This window comes from Variovorax sp. Soil_C_12 (genome assembly GCF_057657375.1).
Map to the genome: position 1 here is coordinate 559,195 of NZ_JBDGIO010000003.1, position 16,092 is coordinate 575,286.

The following is a 16,092-nucleotide window of genomic DNA, read 5'->3' on the forward strand; positions in this document are numbered from 1 at the left end:
TGTCCTTTCAGGTTTTGGGGCGCTCGTCGATTACGCGCCGGGCCTTGCCGGTCAGCGTGCGCTCGAGCGTGGCGGGGGGCTGCACCAGCACCGTGGTCGAGATGCCGACCAGGGTCTTCACGCGCTGCTGCACCCATTGCGCGATCTGGTCGCACTCGTCATCGGGAAGGTCGGCGGCCCCCTGCTGCAGCTCGCAACGCACCTCCACGTGGTCCAGGTGGCCTTCGCGGCCGACCTTGATCAGGTACTGGCCCGAGAGCTTCTCGTGCGCCAGCACGATCTCCTCGATCTGCGTCGGGAAGACGTTGACGCCGCGAATGATCAGCATGTCGTCGCTGCGACCGACGATCTTTCCCATGCGGCGGAAGCTGCGCGAGGTGGGCGGCAACAGGCGCGTGAGATCGCGCGTGCGGTAGCGAATGATGGGCAGCGCCTCCTTGGTGAGCGAGGTGAAGACCAGCTCGCCCTCCTCGCCGTCGGGCAGCACTTCGCCGGTCTCGGGGTGGATGATCTCGGGATAGAAATGGTCTTCCCAGACCACCGGGCCGTCCTTGCTCTCGATGCACTCGCTGGCCACGCCCGGGCCCATCACTTCCGACAGGCCGTAGATGTCGACCGCATCCATGCCGCCCTTGTGCTCGATCTCGCGGCGCATGGCCTCGGTCCAGGGCTCGGCACCGAAGATGCCGACCTTGAGCGAGTTCTCGCGCGCATCCAGCCCCTGGCGCTGGAACTCCTCGATGATCACCTGCATGTAGCTGGGCGTGACCATGATGATGTCGGGCCGGAAGTCGCGGATCAGCTGCACCTGCTTCTCGGTCTGGCCGCCCGACATCGGGATCACGGTGCAGCCGGCGCGCTCGGCACCGTAGTGCGCGCCGAGCCCGCCGGTGAAGAGGCCGTAGCCATAGGCCACGTGCACGATGTCGCCGGGCCGCCCGCCTGCGGCGCGAATCGAGCGCGCCACGAGATTCGCCCAGTGCTCGATGTCCTGCAGGGTGTAGCCCACCACGGTCGGCTTGCCGGTGGTGCCCGAGGAGGCGTGGATGCGTGCCACCTGCTCGCGCGGCACCGCGAACATGCCGAAGGGATAGTTGTCGCGCAGGTCCTTCTTGACGGTGAAGGGGAATTTCGCGATGTCGCTCAGTTGCTTCAGGTCGTCGGGATGCACCCCGCGCGCCTCGAAGGCCTGGCGGTAATGCGGCACCTGGTCGTAGGCGCGCTGCAGGGTGGCCTTCAGGCGCTGCAGCTGGAGCGCGGCGATCTCGTCGCGGCTGGCGCTTTCGATGGGCTCGAGCTCGCCGGGCGCGGGGCGTTTCACGGGCATGGAAGGTACTCCTTTGGGGGTCTTGGGGGCTGCATTCAGGCCGGTGCCACCGGCTTGCCCTTGAGTGTGTAGGAACGCCCGCGGAACACCGCGACCCGCTCGCCGCGCTGGTTCAACACCTCCGTGTCGTAGACGCCCGTGCGGCCGGCCTTCGAGACCTCGACGCAGCGCGCGACCAGGCGGTCGCCCTGGCGCGCGGGCGCGACGAAGTCGATGCCGAAGCCGGAAGCCACCGTCACCTCGTTGTAGGAGTTGCAGGCATAGGCGAAGGCCGAATCGGCCAGTGCCGAGATGAAGCCGCCGTGGCAGATGTCGTGGCCGTTGAGCATGTCCTCGCGCACGATCATGGTGACGTCGGCGCGGCCGGGCGCGATAGCTTCGATCTCCATGCCGAGGCCGCGCACGGCGCGGTCGTTGGCAAACATGGCATCGCGCACGCGTTCGGCGGTTTGCTGGGCGTCGTTGTCGCTCATCGATGGGGCTTTCGTCTCAACGGTCGTTGAACTGCGGCAGGCGCTTGGCGCGGAATGCCTCCACGCCTTCGCGGTAGTCGGCAGCGGCGCCGAGCTCGCGCTGCAGCGCGGCTTCGCGCGCCAGCGCGGCGGGCAGGTCCAGCGTCTGCGCTTCGGCCAGCGCCTGCCGCGTCGCCACCAGTGCGCGCACGGGCATCGCGGCCAGGCGGTGCGCCAGGCCCTCGACGGTGAGGCTGAGCTCGTCGTCCTCCACGCATTTCCAGATCAGGCCCATCTGCGCCGCCTCGGCCGCCGGCAGCTTGTCGCCCAGCAGCGCCAGGCCCAGCGCGCGCGCCGGGCCCACCAGCCGCGGCAGCAGCCAGGTGCCGCCGGTGTCGGGCACCAGGCCGATCTTGGTGAAGGCCTGGATGAAGCTGGCCGAGCGGCCGGCCACCACCAGGTCGCAGGCGAGCGCCAGGTTGGCGCCCGCGCCGGCCGCGACGCCGTGGACCTCCGCGATCACCGGCACGGGCATCGACCGGATGCGCAGCACGAGAGGCGCGTAGAGCGATTCGATCACCCGGCCCAGGTCTTTGGGCGCGGCGCCGGGCGTGAAGTCGGGCGCGACCATCGGGTCGGACAGGTCTTGCCCGGCGCAAAAGGCGCGGCCCGAGCCGCCCAGCACGACACAGCGCACGCCCCTGTCGGCCGCGGCCTCGTCCAGCGCTGCCATGAGCTCGGCATGCAGCTGCGAGGTGAAACTGTTGAGCGCTTCCGGCCGGTTGAGCTGGAGCGTGCGCACGGCGCCCGAATGGGTGATACGTACCAGGGGTTCGTTCATCGTGGTGCTGGGGATGGGGTTGACGATCGGCCCAAGGAAGACGCTTCCAATAATTGACCGACCGTTCGGTTGATTATAGGATTCGCGATCTTGCCCTCGCAAGCTTTAGTCCTCGGTGCTAACCCTGAAGGCTAGCGCGGGCCGCCCTTTTTTCCAATCAGTACGGAGCGGATTTCATGCCCTGCTATGCGCTCGAAGGCGTGGTGCCGGTGGTCGACTCCGGCGCCTATGTCCACCCCACCGCCGTATTGATCGGCGACGTCATCGTGGGCCCCGGCTGCTACGTCGGCCCCGGCGCCAGCCTGCGCGGCGACTTCGGCCGCATCGTGCTGGAGCGCGGCTCCAACGTGCAGGACAACTGCGTGATCCACGGCTTCCCCGACCAAGACACGGTCGTGGAAGAAAACGGCCACATCGGCCACGGCGCGGTGCTGCACAGCTGCGTGGTGCGGCGCGACGCGCTGGTGGGCATGAACGCGGTGGTGATGGACGAGGCCGAGGTCGGCGAATCGGCCATCGTCGCGGCCTGCGCCTTCGTGCCGGCCGGCATGAAGGTGCCGGCGCGCAGCCTGGTGACCGGCGTGCCGGCCCGGGTGCGGCGCCAGCTCAACGACGAAGAAATCGCCTGGAAGCAGGAAGGCACGCAGACCTACCAGGACCTCACCCGCCGCTGCCTCGCCAGCCTTGTCGAGGTGCAGCCGCTGGCGGCGGCGGAAGAGAACCGGCCGCGCCTGCAGTCGCCGGACGTGCGCCCGCTGATCGCCACGCGGCGCGGCTGAGCCCTCAGCGCGCTTTGCGCGCGCCGGCGGTCGCGCGATCGCCCTTCGCCGCCAGCGCGGGCGGCAGCGCCACCGCCCGCACGCCCCCGAAGAACAGGTCGGCGACGATCTCGCCGATCGCCTCGTGGTCGAGCTCGCGGCCGGGCTTCATCCAGGTGAACATCCAGTTGATCATGCCGAAGAGCAGCATGGCCATCGGCTTGCCGAGCTTGCTCGTCGCATCCTCGCCCCGCACCTCGGCGATGGTGCGCGCGAAGGCGGCGACCACGCGCCGCTCGACGCCGATGATGCGGGCCTGGTCCTCCTCGCGCAGGAAGCGCACGTCCTCGGTCAGCACGCGCTGGGCGTTCTGCGCCATGGCGTACTCGGCCACGAAGCTGCGGATCAGCGCGGCGAGCCGGGCCTCGGGCGTGGCGTGCTCGCGCATCACCTCTTCCACCACCGCTTCGAGGCGCTGCACATGCTCCTCGGCGATGCGCACGGCGAGGTCGTGCTTGTCGCGGACATAGTGGTAGAGCGTGGCCTTGGAGACGCCGCAGGCCGCAGCCACCTCGTTCATCGAGGTGCCCGCATAGCCGCGCTGCGCGAACAGCTGCGCCGCGTTGGAAAGAATCATTTCTCGCTGGCCGTCGTAGCCAGCCGGGTCACGCACGCGAGCCATCCGGCAGCGCCCTTTCCGATTGATGTGAGATCTGCGTCGACAGAAGATGCCGATGATGACACGCGCACCGGATCAAGCGCCGTCGTAGATGAACCGCCAATCCTGGTAGCTCAGCGCCGAGCCCGGCCGCACAGTCGCTTCGTTCGGGCTCTTCGCGCGCATCGGCGTTTTCGACGAGCTGCTGGCCACGCCCCAGATGCCCCCTTGCGGCGCGAGAAGCGGCGTGAACGCCTGCGCAGTCATGGGGTCGACGTAGAGCTGGCGCAGATAGCGCCGCGTCACCAAGTGCCGGGAATCCTTCAACAGGTCTTCGAGCCGCGCCGGGTAGCGGTGCTGTCCGCCGGGTGTACTCAGGTAGTAGTCCTTGATCGCCTGGCGGTACAGGGCGCCCACATGCACGAGTTCCGCTTCCCGTTCGCGCTGGGCCGAGGTCGTGTAGACCTCCACCGCCTTGCCGGCGCCGAGCGACAGCACTGCCAGGGCGAGCAGCATGAACAGATAGCCGACCCCACGCTGACGCTTGCGCCGCATGCCGTCTACCACGACGCGAAGGGCGTGCCGTCGGTCGCGTTGCCGGCCGCGCCGCTGCGCACGTCGTGAACCACTTTCCTGCCGCCCTCCTCCTCTCGAATGGCGGGCACCCAGGTGTCGCGGCGCTCGGTCACGGGGTCGAGCGGCACGGCGCGCAAATAGCGCCGGGCGACCAGGTCGCCGAGCGCCTCGGGGTACGTCCCCCTGTCGCTGTAGTACTGGTCGAGCCCGATGCGCAGCGCCGAAAGGTTCTCCTTCAAGGCCGCTTCCCTGGCCACCGCGACCTTGTGCATGTAGCGGGGCGCAACGATGCCGAGCAGCGCCGAGACGATGGCCATCACGACCAGCAGTTCGATCAGCGTGAATCCGAACCTGCGCTTCATCGGCGTCACCATTGCGAGTACGGAAGGCCGTTCAAGCCGACCCGGCCGCTGAGCGAGCGGACGTCGTAGACGTCGTCGCCCTCCATCGGCCGATCGGCTTCGCTCGAATAGGCACGCTTGCCCCAGGTGGCCGCCGGCGCCAGCGCGGTGTCGGCATTCATCGGATCGCGCGGCACGCGACGCAGGAAGAAGATCTTTCGACGGCCGGGATCCTTCAGGTCTGCCGCACCCTCGACCAAGGCTTCGAGCGATGGCGGGTAGCCCGTCGTCGTCGCCGACCGATGGACCCGGCCTTCGTCGCCCGCGTGCTTGTAGGCATCGATGGCGCTCCGGATTTCGCGCAGCGCGGCCCGCAGTTCCTGCTCCTTCTGTCGCTGGATGGCCATCTGGGTCAGCGGCACGGCGACGGACGCCAGGATGCCGACCAGCGCCACGGTCACCATCATCTCGATCAGCGTGAAACCGCGACTCGGGATCATGGCTTGGCCTCCACCGCTTGCGTGTCCGCGGCGCCGTAGCGCCCGCCCGGCGTGAGCCTCATGGGCCTGATGCCGGCGCTCTCCGCGGTGCCGGAAGCAAACTCCACCACATGGGCCGGCGGTGTCGGCATGGCGCGAACGATGCGCGGCGTGATCAGCAGCACGATCTCCGATCGCCCATTGGTGGAGGTCTGATTGGAGAACAGCCGGCCCACCCCCGGCACCTGGCCCAGGCCGGGAATGCCTGCGGCATTGTGGTTCTGCTCGTCCTTCAGCAAGCCCGCCAGGACCTGCGTCTCGCCGTCGCGCAGACGCAGCACCGTGTTCGCATTGCGCGTCCCGATCTGGTAGGCCATGGGGCCCCTGGCTTCTTGATGTGGCGCGGAATGTAGCCGAGCCAGGGCGAATCAAATACTCGTTTTTTGTCGCGCAATCTTGCGGGCACCCTCTTGCCATCGGCGCACCAAAGAAAAAAGCCCCGCCGTGACCGGCGGGGCTTTTTGCATCAGGAAGCGAGGCGCAGCGCTTACAGCTTCTGCTGCTGCATGAAGCGGTCGAAGGTGCCTTCGGTGAAGCGGAACCACGCGTTCTGGTCGGCCAGGAATTTGGCCCAGTCGCCATAGATCTTCTTCCACTCGGGGTTGGTGTTGTTCAGCTCCGAGTAGATCTGCTGGGCCGACTTGAAGGCCGCGTTCATCACGTCCTGCGTGAAGGGCTTGAGCGTGGTGCCCGAGCCGACCAGCTGCTTCAGCGCGACGGGGTTGCGCGCGTCGTACTTCGCGGTCATCGTGATGTTGGCGTGCGCGGCCGCCGCTTCGACGACGGCCTTGTACTCGGCCGGCAGGCCTTCCCAGGCCTTGGTGTTGATGTAGAAGTCCAGCTGCGGGCCGCCTTCCCACCAGCCGGGGTAGTAGTAGAACTTGGCGACCTTGTTGAAGCCGAGCTTCTGATCGTCGTACGGACCGACCCACTCGAGCGCGTCGATCGTGCCCTTCTCGAGCGCGGGATACAGGTCGGCGCCGGGGATCGATTGCGGGATCATGCCGAAGGGTTCGAGCACCTTGCCTGCGATCGGGTTGGTGCGGAACTTCAGGCCTTTCAGGTCGGCGAGCGACTTGATTTCCTTGCGGAACCAGCCGCCCATCTGCGCGCCGGTGTTGCCGCCGGGCAGGTTGATGATGTTGTACTTGGCGTAGAAGGCGCGCATCAGCTTGAGGCCGTTGCCTTCGTACATCCAGGCGTTCATCTGGCGCGTGTTCATGCCGAAAGGCACCGCGCAACCGAGGCAGAAGGTCGGGTCCTTGCCGTAGAAGTAGTAGGGCGCGGTGTGCGCCATCTCGACCGAGGCGTTCTGCACGCCGTCCACCACGCCAAGGGCCGGCATCAGCTCGCCGCCCGCATGCACCGAGATCTGGAACTTGCCGCCCGTCGCATCGCTCACCTGCTTGGCGAACACCTCGGCCGTCCCATAGATTGTGTCCAGCGACTTGGGAAAGCTCGAGGCCAGGCGCCAGCGCACTGCCGCCTGCGCGTGGACTGCGGGCGCAATGCCGGCAGCGAGGACGCCGGCGATGCCTGCGTTTTTGATGAGGGAACGACGATCCATTGAGGTTGACTCCGAGTGCTTGGAAAAAACAAGAACGCGGCTCGTGGCCGCGTTGCCGACATCGCTGTCGAGGCAGCGAGATTGTAAAAAATGCTTACAGGGCACCGGGGCGGGTTTTCCCTGCGGGCTCGCCCGCGCCGAAGCGCTCGAGTATCGATTGCTCGATGCCCGCCGCATCGAGCCCGATGCTCGCCAGCAGCTTGCCCGGATCGCCATGCTCGATGAAGCGGTCGGGCAGGCCGAGCTGCAGCACCGGCAGTTGCACATCGGCCGCCTGCAGCGCCTCGATGACGGCGCTGCCTGCGCCGCCCATCACGGCGCCCTCCTCGAGGGTCACGATGCATTCGTGCGTGGCCACGGTCTTCAGCAGCAGCTCGACGTCGAGCGGCTTGACCCAGCGCATGTTGAGCACCGTGGCATCGAGCGCCTCGGCGGCCTTGAGGGCCGGATGCAGCAAGGTGCCGAAGACCACGATCGCGATGCGCTGCCCCGAACGGCGCAGCTCACCCTTGCCGAAGGGCAGCGGCTCGAGTCCGGGCGGCGTCGCGACGCCGGCGCCCGCGCCGCGCGGATAGCGCACCGCCACCGGATGGTCCTGCGCGAACGCGCTGGAGAGCAGCTGGCGGCACTCGGCCTCGTCGGCCGGGCAGGCCAGGCTCATGTTGGGGATGCAGCGGATGAAGGCGATGTCGTAGGCACCCGCATGGGTGGCGCCGTCGGCGCCCACCAGGCCTGCGCGGTCGAGCGCGAACACGACCGGCAGGTTCTGGATCGCCACGTCGTGGATCATCTGGTCGTAGCCGCGCTGCAGAAAGGTCGAGTAGATCGCGACCACCGGCTTGAGCCCCTCGCAGGCCAGGCCCGCGGCGAAGGTGACCGCGTGCTGCTCGGCGATGCCGACGTCGTAGTAGCGCTCGGGAAAGCGCTGCTCGAACTCCACCAGTCCCGAGCCCTCGCGCATCGCCGGCGTGATGCCGACCAGCCGGCTGTCCTGCGCCGCCATGTCGCACAGCCAATGGCCGAAGACCTGCGTGAAGGTCTGCTTGGGCGCGGTCGCGGGCTTGACCAGGCCGATGGCCGGATCGAACTTGGTGGGCCCGTGGTAGGCCACCGGATCGGCTTCGGCCAGCTTGTAGCCCTGCCCTTTTTTCGTGACGACGTGCAGGAACTGCGGGCCGTGCAGGTGCTTGAGGTTCTCCAGCGTGGGCACGAGCGAGTCGAGATCGTGGCCGTCGATGGGGCCGACGTAGTTGAAGCCGAACTGCTCGAACAGCGTGGCCGGCACCACCATGCCCTTGGCATGCTGCTCCAGGCGCTTGGCCAGCTCGAACAACGGCGGCGCGGCGCGCAGCACGCTCTTGCCCACGTTCTTGGCGGCGGCGTAGAAGTTGCCGCTCATCAGCTGCGCGAGGTAGCGGTTGAGCGCGCCCACCGGCGGGCTGATCGACATGTCGTTGTCGTTGAGGATGACGAGCAGCTTGCAGTCGTACACGCCCGCGTTGTTGAGCGCCTCGAAGGCCATGCCGGCGGTCATCGCGCCGTCGCCGATGATCGCGACGGCGTGCCGGTCCTCGCCCTTCTGCTTGGCCGCCAGCGCCATGCCGAGCGCGGCCGAGATGCTGGTGGAGGAATGCGCGGTGCCGAAGGTGTCGTACTCGCTCTCGCTGCGCTGCGGGAAGCCGGAGATGCCGCCGATCTGGCGCAGGCTGGGCATGCGCTCGCGGCGGCCGGTGAGGATCTTGTGCGGATAGGTCTGGTGGCCCACGTCCCACACCAGCCGGTCGTGCGGCGTGTTGAAGACGTGGTGCAGTGCGACCGTGAGCTCGACCGTCCCGAGGTTGGAGCTCAGGTGCCCGCCGGTGCGCGAGACGTTGTCGAGCACGCAGCTGCGCACCTCGTCGGCCAGCTGCTTGAGCTGGGCGCGGTCGAAATGGCGCAGGGCGGAGGGATCGTGGAGGGTGGGAAGCAGCGGGGCCATGGGCTTTGTAGTTGTCTATCGATCGCGGTCCACGACCATGTAGGCCAGCGCGCGCAGGGCGCCGGTATCGGGCAGGGCACTGCGGTCGAGGGCTTCGAGCGACTGGGCGAGCAGCTCGCGCGCCTGCGCACGCGCGCCGTCGAGGCCGAGCAGGGAGACGTAGGTGGGCTTGTCGCTCGCGGCGTCCTTGCCGGCGGTCTTGCCGAGGGTCTGCGAATCGGCCGTGACGTCGAGGATGTCGTCCACCACCTGGAAGGCCAGGCCGATGGCGGCGCCGTAGGCGCGCAGCGCATCGAGCGCGTCGGCATCGAGGGTGCCGCAGGCCGCGCCCATCTCGACGCTGCCCTGCAGCAGGGCGCCGGTCTTCAGGCGATGCATCTCGCGCAGCTGGGCCTCGTCGAGCGCGAGGCCGACGCTGGCCAGGTCGATCGCCTGGCCGCCCGCCATGCCCTGGCTGCCGGCCGCGCGCGCCAGCAGGCGGCAGAGCCGGGCCTGCACCGCGGGCGCGATGCCTTCGCGCTCGGGCGTGAGCAGTTCGAAGGCCAGGGCCTGCAACGCATCGCCCGCCAGCAGCGCATCGGCCTCGCCGAACTTCACATGCACCGTGGGCTTGCCGCGGCGCAGCACGTCGTTGTCCATGCACGGCAGGTCGTCGTGCACCAGCGAATAGGCATGGATCAGCTCGGCCGCGCAGGCGGCGCGCAGCGCGGCCTCGGCCTGGCCGCCCACCGACTCGCTGGCGGCGAAGACCAGCAAGGGCCGCAGCCGCTTGCCGCCGTCGAGCACCGCATAGCGCATCGCATCGCCCAGCAGCACCGGCGCATCGACGCCGACCCATTGCGAGAGCGCGGCCTCGACGCGCGCGAGCAGCGGTTCGCTCCAGGCCGCGAGGCGCTGCGCGTCCCAGCGCAAGGCATCAACGGCACATGGGGTGGCCTCCCCCAGGCTCGTCACTTCGTGTACTTCGCGCCCCCCCTCCTGAAGGAGGGGGTGAGCGCCTTCGGGCGGCCGGGCGGCGCTCATTCGCCGGCCCAGGCCTTGAGGCCGTTCGCGTCGAGCACCTTGATCTGATCTTCGACCGCCTGCAGCTTGTCGCGGCAGAAGGCCAGCAGTGCCGCGCCCCGCTGGTAGCTGCCGAGCAGCTGGTCGAGCGGCAGTTGCCCCGATTCGAGCTCGGCCACCAGCTGTTCGAGTTCCTGGAGCCCGGCTTCGTAGCTTGCGGGCAGCGCGCCGGTGTCGAGGGCGGCGGGCGAGGACGCTGGTGGGGAGGGAGGAGGCACCTTGGGCATTCGGCGATGGGGGATGAAACAGGGCATTTTAGGGCGGGGGCACCGCGGCCCGCCCCGAGGCGGTGCCGGCCCGGCCTGGCGGGACCCGCTGCCTGCGGGTAAAGCAGCGGCACGCCTATTTTTCCCGGGGTACAATCGCGCCCTCTCGCGCCGGCGCCTGCCGGCGATTTTTTTCGGGCCGCCCACTCTTCAGCGGCACCTCCTTCCGTTCTTTCTCCCTGTGGGGAGCTTGGTCAGGTCACCCATGTCTGATTTAAGTCTTCAACTGCAGCAGGCTTCGAGCCAACTTCCAGTTTCCGCGTACTTCGACGAGGCACTCTACGCCCGCGAGCTGCAAACCCTTTTCGCCGGCGGTCCGCGCTACGTCGGCCACCGGCTCGCCGTGCCCGAGCCGGGCAACTACCACTCATTGCCGCAGGAGCAGCATGGCCGTGCGCTGGTGCATACGCCCAAGGGCGTGGAGCTGATCTCCAACGTGTGCCGGCATCGCCAGGCGCTGATCCTGCAGGGCCGCGGCCAGCTCGATCCGCAAGCCGGCGGCGGCAACATCGTGTGCCCCCTGCACCGCTGGACCTATGCGGCCGCCGACGCGCGCACCACCGGCAAGCTGATCGGCGCCCCGCATTTCGCGCAGGACCCCTGCCTGGACCTGCACAACTACCCGCTGACCGAATGGAACGGCCTGCTGTTCGAGCAGAACCCGAAGGGTCTCGGGCGCGACGTCGCGGCCGACCTGGCCCGCATCGGGCCGCGTGCGGACCTCGACTTCGAGGGCTACGCACTGGACCGCGTCGAGCTGCACGAGTGCAACTACAACTGGAAGACCTTCATCGAGGTCTATCTCGAGGACTACCACGTCGGCCCCTTCCACCCCGGCCTCGGCAGCTTCGTGACCTGCGACGACCTGCGCTGGGAGTTCGGCCATCACCACTCGGTGCAGACGGTGGGCGTGGCCAACCGGCTGGGCCGCGCCGGCAGCCCGGTCTACCAGAAGTGGCAGGAGGCGCTGCTGAAGTACCGCGAGGGCAAGCCGCCCAAGTACGGCGCGATCTGGCTCACCTACTACCCGCACGTGATGATCGAGTGGTATCCGCATGTGCTCACGGTCTCGACGCTGCACCCCATGGGGCCGCAGAAGACGCTCAACATGGTCGAGTTCTTCTACCCCGAGGAGATCGTCGCCTTCGAGCGCGAATTCGTCGAGGCGCAGCAGGCCGCCTACATGGAGACCTGCGTGGAGGACGACGAGATCGCCGAGCGCATGGACGCCGGCCGCCGTGCGCTGATGCTGCGCGGCGTCGACGAGAGCGGCCCGTACCAGAGCCCGATGGAAGACGGGATGCAGCAGTTCCACGAGTGGTACCGCCGCGAGATGAGCGAGATGAAGCCCTAAGTGCAAGCCCTCTGGATGGTGCTGGCCGCACTGATCTTCGCCACCATGGGCGTGTGCGTGAAGATCGCCTCGGCCTGGTTCACGAGCGCCGAGCTGGTGCTCTACCGCGGCCTGATCGGCATGCTGTTCCTGTGGGCGCTGGCGCGCCAGCGCGGCATCACGCTGGCCACGCCCTACCCCGGCATGCACGCCTGGCGCAGCCTGATCGGCGTGTTCTCGATGGGCGCCTGGTTCTACGCCATCGCCCACCTGCCGCTGGCGACCGCGATGACGCTCAACTACATGAGCAGCGTCTGGATCGCGGCCTTCCTGGTCGGCGGTGCCCTGCTGGCCTGGGTGCCGGTGCCCGGCCGCGACGGGCGCGTGGCGCGGCCGCCGCTGCAGGGTGCGCTGGTGCTCACCGTGCTGGCGGGCTTCGGCGGCGTGGTGCTGATGCTCAAGCCCAGCGTGGGCGAGAGCCAGGGCTTCGCGGGGCTGGTGGGCCTGATGTCCGGGCTGACCGCCGCCTTCGCCTACATGCAGGTGGTCGCCCTCTCGCGCGTGGGCGAGCCCGAGTCGCGCACGGTTTTCTATTTCGCGCTCGGCTCGGCGGTGGCGGGCGGCCTCGTCACGGTGCTGGGCAGCTTTACGCCCTGGGCGCAATGGACCTGGGCGCATGCGATGTGGCTGCTGCCGGTCGGCGTGCTCGCGGCCCTGGGACAGCTGTGCATGACGCGCGCCTATGCCAGCGCCAAGACCCAAAGCGGTACGCTCGTCGTGGCCAACCTGCAATATTCCGGAATTGTCTTCGCAGCCATCTACAGTGTGGTGCTGTTCGGTGACCGCATCGACGCAGGCGGATGGGCTGGCATGGTGCTGATCGTCGGCAGCGGCATCGCGGCCACGGTGCTGCGCCAGCGCTCGCTGCCCAAGGCACCCGCGGAAGAGCATTGAGCAAGGAAGGATTGCCATGTACCAGACCCTGATCTCCGTCGAAGAACTCATGACCCTGCAGCGCGGCAACGCACCGCAGATGGTGTTCGACTGCAGCTTCGACCTGATGAAGCCGGAGGCCGGCATCGAGCAATACCGGGCGGCCCATATCCCGGGCGCGATCTACGCCGATCTCGACAGCGACTTGAGCGCGAAGCACGGCGTGCCGGGCGCTCGCGGCGAGGTGGTGGTGGCGCAGGCCGACGAAGGCCCGCCCGCCTCCGGTGGCCGGCATCCGCTTCCCAGCCGCGAGCGCTTCGCAGCCTGGTTGTCCAGCATCGGCTTCGCCAACGACATGCAGGCCGTGGTCTACGACCGCAACGGCGCCAACTACTGCGGCCGGCTCTGGTGGATGCTCAAGTGGATGGGCCACGACGCCGTGGCCGTGCTCGATGGCGGCCTGCAGGCCTGGCAGGCGGCGGGCGGCACGACGAGCAGCGGCGACGAGCCGGCACGCTTCCAGTCGAACTTCGTGCCCCGCCAACCGCTCGTGGCCCTGGTCGACACACGCACCGTCGCCGCCCGGCTCGAGAAAGCTGACCAGACGCTGATCGACGCGCGCGCCGCCGCACGTTATCGCGGCGAGGTGGAACCTCTGGACCCGATTGCCGGTCACATCCCCGGGGCCCTGAACCGGCCCTTCACCGAGAACCTCGGCCCCGAGGGCAAGTTCAAGCCGGCCGCGCAGCTGCGCGCCGAGTTCGACGCACTGCTGGCGGGCCGGGACCCCGCAACGGTCGTCCACCACTGCGGCAGCGGCGTGAGCGCCGTGCCGAATGTGCTCGCGATGCAGATCGCCGGGCTCGGGCCGACCGCGCTCTATGCCGGCAGCTGGAGCGAATGGAGCAACACGCCGGGACTGCCGACCCGGCAAGGTGCGAATGCATGAATCTTCAACGCGTTCTTCCCGGGCTGGCGCTGGCAGGCCTGATGGCCGCTGCGCCGCTGGCCGCCATGGCACAGGCGCGCGCGCATGTGCATGGCCAGCTCAAGCTCGACATCGCGATCGACGGCCCGACCGTCGTCATCGAGATGGAATCGCCGCTCGAGAACTTCGTCGGCTACGAGCATGCGCCCAAGACCGAGGCCGAGAAGAAGATGGCGGACGACGTCGTCGCGCAGCTGCGCGCGGCCGACCAGCTGTTCAAGATCGACCCGGCCGCCAATTGCAAGCTCGGCCCGGTCACGCTGCGCTCCGCGGCGCTGGGCCTGGGCAAGGCTGAACCCAGCGCGGGCGAAGGCCATGCCGACCTCGACGGCACCTTCGCCTTCAACTGCACCAAGGCCCCTGAGGCCAAGTTCATCGAGCTGGGCCTGTTCGGCGCCTTCAAGGGCCTGCGGCAGGTCGACGCGCAGATCGCCTCGCCGGACGGCCAGTTCAAGCGCACGCTCAAGCGGCCCGCCGCGCGGCTGACGTGGGGCAGCAAGTAATTCGGTGAGCGCCGTTCTTCGCGCCGAGGCGCTGCGCTTCGCCTGGCCCGGCGCCGCCGCACCCTGCATCGACATCGAGCTGTTCGAGATCGAGGCCGGCGAGGCCGTGTTCCTGCACGGGCCCAGCGGCTGCGGCAAGAGCACGCTGCTGTCGCTGCTGGCCGGCGTGCTGGTGGCCGATGCGGGCCGCGTCACCCTGCTGGGCCAGGACTGGGCCGCGCTCTCCGGCGCCGCGCGCGACCGCCAGCGCGTCGCGCATGTGGGCTACATCTTCCAGCAGTTCAACCTGCTGCCCTACCTGAGCGTGCTCGACAACGTGCTGCTGCCCTGCCGCTTCTCGGCGCGCCGCCGCGAGCAGGCCGGACGCGAAGGCGGCGCCCGCGCCCAGGCCGCGCAGCTGCTCGAAGCGATGGGCCTGCCGCAAGCCTTGTGGAAACGCCAGGCGATGCAGCTCTCGGTCGGCCAGCAGCAGCGCGTGGCCGCGGCGCGCGCGCTGATCGGGCACCCCGAAGTCGTGATCGCCGACGAGCCCACCTCGGCCCTCGACGAAGACCGGCGCGAGGCCTTCCTCGACGTCCTGGTCGAGGCCTGCCGCGCGAACCGCAGCGCGCTGGTGTTCGTGAGCCACGACCGGCGCATCGCGGCGCGCTTCGGCCGGCACCTGCTCCTGCCCGAGATCAACCGCGCGGCCATGGGCGAGCCCGCATGAAGGCCCTGTTCGCGATCGCGTGGAAGAGCGCCTGGAACCGGCGCTTCACGCTGGCGCTCACGGTGCTGTCGATCGCGCTGTCCACCTTCCTGCTGCTGGGTGTGGAGCGCATCCGCACCGAGCTGCGCGACAACTTCTCCGCATCCGTCTCGGGCACCGACCTGATCGTGGGCGCGCGCACCGGCTCCTCGCAACTGCTGCTGTACTCGGTGTTTCGCATCGGCGCCGCCACCAACAACATGCAGTGGCAGAGCGTGCAGGCGCTGGCCGCGCACCCCGGAGTGGACTGGGTGGTGCCGCTGTCGCTCGGGGATTCGCACCGCGGCTTCGCGGTGCTCGCGACCTCGCCGGACTACTTCCAGCATTTCCGCTACGGCAACCGCCAGCCGCTGCGGCTGCGCGAAGGCAAACCTTTTGCCGAGCTCTTCGATGCGGTCGTCGGCGCCGAGGTGGCGGACCGGCTGGGCTACCACGTGGGGCAGCGCATCACGCTGGCGCACGGCAGCGGCGAGCTCAACGTGGCCGAGCACGCCGACAAGCCCTTCACCGTGGTGGGCGTGCTCGCGCGCACCGGCACGCCGGTCGATCGCACGGTGCATATCGGGCTGGAGGCGATGGAGGCCATTCACCTCGAATGGCGCGGCGGCGCGCCGCTGCCGGGCATGCACATCCCGGCCGAGCAGGTGCGCAAGTTCGATCTGAAGCCCAAGACCGTGACCGCCGCGCTGGTCGGCCTCAAGAACCGGGCTGCGGTGTTCGCGGTGCAGCGCTGGGTCTCGACCTACCAGCCCGAGGCGCTGATGGCCATCCTGCCCGGCGTGGCGCTGGACGAGCTGTGGAGCGTGATCGGCGTCGGCGAGAACGCGCTGCTGCTGATGTCGGCGCTGGTCGCGCTGGTCAGCCTGGCGGGCCTGGTCTCGGTGGTGATGGCGGGCCTGAACGAGCGGCGCCGCGAGCTCGCAGTGCTGCGCGCGGTGGGCGCCAGCCTGCGGCATGTGATGGCGCTGCTGGCGCTCGAAGGCGCGATCGTCACGCTGCTGGGCGTGGCGTTCGGCCTGGTCGCCGCGGCGCTGGGCATTGCCCTGCTCTCGCCATGGCTGCAGGCCCAGTTCGGGCTGACGCTCTCGCTGTCCGGACCTACACTCAACGAATGGGCCCTGCTCGCCGGCCTGCTGGTGGCGGGCTGGCTGGCCAGCCTGCTGCCGGGCGTTCGCGCGTACCGCCTCTCCCTTGCAGACGGCCTCTCCCCAAGGATTTGACA

General features: G+C 68.9%; 19 protein-coding genes. 7 read left to right on the forward strand and 12 right to left on the reverse strand.

All coding sequences use genetic code 11. The annotated features are described in order from the left end of the window. Window positions 1-7: 7 nt before the first annotated feature. From paaK to AC3A6X_RS11435, 3 genes are read right to left on the reverse strand one after another with little or no spacing between them, the layout of a single operon-like run. Window positions 8-1,327: a phenylacetate--CoA ligase PaaK gene (gene paaK, locus AC3A6X_RS11425; protein WP_487842268.1), complete on the reverse strand. Its 1,320-nt coding sequence runs from the start codon at window positions 1,325-1,327 to the stop codon at window positions 8-10. 35 nt (window positions 1,328-1,362) lie between these two features. After that, on the reverse strand, window positions 1,363-1,800 hold the full coding sequence (paaI, locus tag AC3A6X_RS11430; protein WP_487842269.1) for a hydroxyphenylacetyl-CoA thioesterase PaaI: 438 nt from the start codon (window positions 1,798-1,800) through the stop codon (window positions 1,363-1,365). A gap of 16 nt (window positions 1,801-1,816) precedes the next feature. After that, window positions 1,817-2,620, reverse strand: coding sequence for an enoyl-CoA hydratase-related protein (locus AC3A6X_RS11435; RefSeq protein WP_487842270.1), 804 nt, complete (start codon window positions 2,618-2,620; stop codon window positions 1,817-1,819). Between the two features lie 176 nt (window positions 2,621-2,796). On the opposite strand from AC3A6X_RS11435, the gene AC3A6X_RS11440 reads away from it, so the two are divergent. Further along, window positions 2,797-3,399 (forward strand): phenylacetic acid degradation protein PaaY, encoded by a 603-nt coding sequence (locus AC3A6X_RS11440; protein WP_487842271.1) that lies wholly within the window; start codon window positions 2,797-2,799, stop codon window positions 3,397-3,399. A 4-nt stretch (window positions 3,400-3,403) separates the two neighbouring features. Here the strand turns inward: AC3A6X_RS11440 and AC3A6X_RS11445 are convergent, their stop codons facing one another. From AC3A6X_RS11445 to xseB, 9 genes are all read right to left on the reverse strand, one after another. Beyond that, complete coding sequence (locus AC3A6X_RS11445) at window positions 3,404-4,060, reverse strand: TetR/AcrR family transcriptional regulator (RefSeq protein WP_487842272.1); 657 nt, start codon at window positions 4,058-4,060, stop codon at window positions 3,404-3,406. A gap of 72 nt (window positions 4,061-4,132) precedes the next feature. Beyond that, complete coding sequence (locus AC3A6X_RS11450) at window positions 4,133-4,552, reverse strand: type II secretion system protein (protein ID WP_487842273.1); 420 nt, start codon at window positions 4,550-4,552, stop codon at window positions 4,133-4,135. Between the two features lie 44 nt (window positions 4,553-4,596). Next, a complete protein-coding gene (locus AC3A6X_RS11455) occupies window positions 4,597-4,974 on the reverse strand; it encodes a type II secretion system protein (protein ID WP_487842274.1) in 378 nt (125 codons plus the stop codon). A 5-nt stretch (window positions 4,975-4,979) separates the two neighbouring features. Beyond that, entirely contained in the window at window positions 4,980-5,453 is a 474-nt protein-coding gene (locus tag AC3A6X_RS11460; RefSeq protein WP_487842275.1) for a type II secretion system protein, read from the reverse strand. After that, a complete protein-coding gene (locus AC3A6X_RS11465; RefSeq protein ID WP_487842276.1) occupies window positions 5,450-5,809 on the reverse strand; it encodes a type II secretion system protein GspD in 360 nt (119 codons plus the stop codon). The genes AC3A6X_RS11460 and AC3A6X_RS11465 overlap by 4 nt, the downstream gene beginning before the upstream one ends. A gap of 170 nt (window positions 5,810-5,979) precedes the next feature. After that, on the reverse strand, window positions 5,980-7,059 hold the full coding sequence (locus tag AC3A6X_RS11470; protein WP_487842277.1) for a TRAP transporter substrate-binding protein: 1,080 nt from the start codon (window positions 7,057-7,059) through the stop codon (window positions 5,980-5,982). A 94-nt stretch (window positions 7,060-7,153) separates the two neighbouring features. Next, window positions 7,154-9,037 carry a 1-deoxy-D-xylulose-5-phosphate synthase gene (gene dxs, locus AC3A6X_RS11475; protein WP_487842278.1) on the reverse strand — a complete coding sequence of 628 codons (1,884 nt, stop codon included), beginning with the start codon at window positions 9,035-9,037 and terminating at the stop codon, window positions 7,154-7,156. Between the two features lie 15 nt (window positions 9,038-9,052). Further along, the gene (locus AC3A6X_RS11480) at window positions 9,053-9,991 is read right to left on the reverse strand and encodes a polyprenyl synthetase family protein (RefSeq protein ID WP_487842279.1); all 939 of its coding nucleotides are present in this window, start codon (window positions 9,989-9,991) and stop codon (window positions 9,053-9,055) included. 65 nt (window positions 9,992-10,056) lie between these two features. Then, window positions 10,057-10,326, reverse strand: coding sequence for an exodeoxyribonuclease VII small subunit (gene xseB / locus AC3A6X_RS11485; RefSeq protein WP_487842280.1), 270 nt, complete (start codon window positions 10,324-10,326; stop codon window positions 10,057-10,059). Between the two features lie 244 nt (window positions 10,327-10,570). Between xseB and AC3A6X_RS11490 the strand changes: the two genes are divergently transcribed. Genes AC3A6X_RS11490 through AC3A6X_RS11515 form a run of 6 tightly spaced genes read left to right on the forward strand, consistent with a single transcriptional unit; the run spans window position 10,571 to window position 16,090 of the window. Then, a complete protein-coding gene (locus tag AC3A6X_RS11490) occupies window positions 10,571-11,719 on the forward strand; it encodes an aromatic ring-hydroxylating oxygenase subunit alpha (protein WP_487842281.1) in 1,149 nt (382 codons plus the stop codon). Between the two features lie 15 nt (window positions 11,720-11,734). Beyond that, entirely contained in the window at window positions 11,735-12,652 is a 918-nt protein-coding gene (locus AC3A6X_RS11495) for a DMT family transporter (protein WP_487842438.1), read from the forward strand. 16 nt (window positions 12,653-12,668) lie between these two features. Then, entirely contained in the window at window positions 12,669-13,580 is a 912-nt protein-coding gene (locus AC3A6X_RS11500; RefSeq protein ID WP_487842282.1) for a sulfurtransferase, read from the forward strand. Then, entirely contained in the window at window positions 13,577-14,122 is a 546-nt protein-coding gene (locus AC3A6X_RS11505) for a DUF2796 domain-containing protein (protein ID WP_487842283.1), read from the forward strand. The genes AC3A6X_RS11500 and AC3A6X_RS11505 overlap by 4 nt, the downstream gene beginning before the upstream one ends. Before the next feature lie 4 nt (window positions 14,123-14,126). Next, window positions 14,127-14,831: an ABC transporter ATP-binding protein gene (locus tag AC3A6X_RS11510; protein ID WP_487842284.1), complete on the forward strand. Its 705-nt coding sequence runs from the start codon at window positions 14,127-14,129 to the stop codon at window positions 14,829-14,831. Continuing rightward, window positions 14,828-16,090 carry an ABC transporter permease gene (locus AC3A6X_RS11515; protein ID WP_487842285.1) on the forward strand — a complete coding sequence of 421 codons (1,263 nt, stop codon included), beginning with the start codon at window positions 14,828-14,830 and terminating at the stop codon, window positions 16,088-16,090. Before AC3A6X_RS11510 ends, AC3A6X_RS11515 begins: the two co-directional genes overlap by 4 nt. Window positions 16,091-16,092 lie beyond the last annotated feature (2 nt).